Origin of the sequence: Streptomyces silaceus (assembly GCF_001419745.1) — a bacterium.
In the GTDB taxonomy this organism is placed as follows: Bacteria; Actinomycetota; Actinomycetes; order Streptomycetales; family Streptomycetaceae; genus Streptomyces; species Streptomyces silaceus.
This window is the reverse complement of sequence record NZ_LIRJ01000666.1, coordinates 1-2,150: the sequence shown is the minus strand read 5'-3', so window position 1 is coordinate 2,150 and position 2,150 is coordinate 1. Positions and strand designations below refer to the sequence as shown.

Genomic DNA, 2,150 nt, shown 5'->3' with positions numbered 1-2,150 from the left:
TGCCCGTCCAGCCCCCGCCCCCGGCCGAGCAGGAGCCGCCAGCGCTCGTGGGCGCCGAGCGCGGACGAAGGGGAGGGCGCAGGGGTGGTGGAGGGCTTCGACGTGGTGGAGTCGGTGGAGGCAGTCGAGGCGGTGGGGGCGGTGAGCGTGTCCGACGGGCTCGCGGTGTCCTCGCGGTTGGGGTCCACCGCCTCCCCGTACGCCACCTGTGCCATCCCGTCCGCCAGCCCCGCCGCCATCAGCGCCTTCCGCCCCGCCAGGTCCGCCTCCGCGAGCCGCGCGAGGAGCGCGGGGTCGGCCACCGCCGCCGGGAGCGTGTCCGCCGAGAGGCCCGTGCGGTCCTCGACCGCCGCGAGCATCCGGGCGCGGGCGGCGGGCGAAAGCGTGTCGAAGCCGCCGCGCAGCGCGGGCAGCCGGTCGAGGAAGGCACGGTCCGTGAGGGACTCGACCCGTTCGAGCAGCGGGTCCAGGGCGCGTCCCGTCTCCAGGAGCGGTCCCGCCGCGACCAGCGTGCCCTGGAGGAACGCGGAGAGCTCCGCGCGACGTTCGGCCGACTCCGCACTGTCCACGCGCGACGCGAGCCGCACGCCGAACTCCGCCGCGTCCGCCTGTCCGAGCAGCACCCGCGCGGTGCCCGCCGCGCCCCGGATGAGCGGGGTGCCCTCCGCGGCCAGCCGAGCCAGGGCGTCGGCGAGCCGCAGCCCGCCGCCCCCTTCGCCGGCCCGCACGGCGAGGTCCACCAGCGCGCGGGCGTCGGCCGGCTCGGTGGACCCGGCGAGCCCGTCGAGCGCCCGCGCCCCGGCCGCGCCGAGCTCCTCGCGCGCGGCGGCCACCTCGTCGGCGCGCCACTTCGGCGGCAGCCCCGGCCACCGGCCCGCCTCGATGCCGCTCAACAGGTCGAGCCCTGTCAGCAGTTCGGGCAGGGTGCCGGAGGCGGGCAGCAACTCGGCGGTCTGCACGAGCCCTTCACCGGCGAGCTCGGGCAGTGCGCACCGCGCGGCGTCCGTCAGACCCGCGAGCACCTGCTCCGCCGTGGGTCCGCCCTCGCGTACCTCGTGCACGTGCCGCCTGCGCAGCAGACCGGTTGTGGCCTGCTCCAGGGTGACACCGTGGATGCCCGCGACGTCCAGCATCGCCGCCGCCGACGGCGACCACTCCACGGTCCAGCGCGTGGTGAGCGGAGCGGCCTCGCCGACCTGGGCGACCTCGCCCTCCTCGCCGTACGGCACATGGCAGACCGCCAGGCGGCGCAGCAGGATCTCGCGGCGCCGGTCCAGCTCGGAGCGGTGCGGGTCGAGCCGGAGCTCGCGCCGGGCGGGCGCGTCGGGTCCCGGCAGCCGCAGCTCGCCGAGCAGCGCCTCCACGGCGGGCCCGAGCCCCGACCGGGGCGTTCCCGGCGCGAGCCGTCCCCGCCGGTCCCCGACGAGGACCTGCTCCATGGCCGCCGCCACGACCCGTCCGCGGCCGAGCAACTGCCCCTGCGTCAGGACCGTCTGGACGGCCTCGACCAGCTCGCCGCGCCCCGGCGCGGGCAGGCCGCGCAGCGTGGCCAGGTCCCGGGCCACCCGGACGACCTCGCGCGCGTCCGCCGGTCCGCTGGGGTGTCCCGCCGCGCGGACCGCGGCGCAGACGCGCACCGCGGTGTCGGTCAGCAGCGCGTCGATGCGCCCCGCGTCCCCGCCCGCCCGGAACACGCCGCGCTGCCACTCCGGGTCGCGGATCCCCGCCGGATAACCGGACCGCTCGTCCAGGAGCGGATACGCGTACGGCACGAGGGAGGTGGCGACCTGCTCACCGGACCCCGCGCCCGAGGGCGCGGGGCTGGGCGTCGCGTCGTCCGGCGCCGTCAGCGCCGGTGCGTGGAACGCCCCCACCACGGCCGCCGTCCGCCGCCCCGCGTGCTCCGCGAGGCGCCGCCGCATGTGCGCCTCCCGGGCCAGGTCGTACGCCGTCACCTCCCCGCCGTCCGCGCGCAGCGCCCAGCCGACCAGCAGCGCCGCCCTGCGCAGCGCCTCCGCCGTGCCGCCGGGCGCGGCCGACTCGACGAGGCGGTCCCACAGGTCGTCCTCCGCCCGCAGCCCGGCCCGCGCGCGGAGCGCGGAGACCAGACGCCCCGGAACCGGGGACGGGGACGGGGACGGGGACGGGGA

The 2,150-nt window shown here is 79.0% G+C and carries 1 protein-coding gene; it reads right to left on the bottom strand.

Annotated elements, in window-relative coordinates; all coding sequences use genetic code 11:
- On the bottom strand, nucleotides 1-2,150 hold a 2,150-nt coding region (locus AOK22_RS38440; protein ID WP_244165282.1), incomplete at both ends, for a DUF5682 family protein.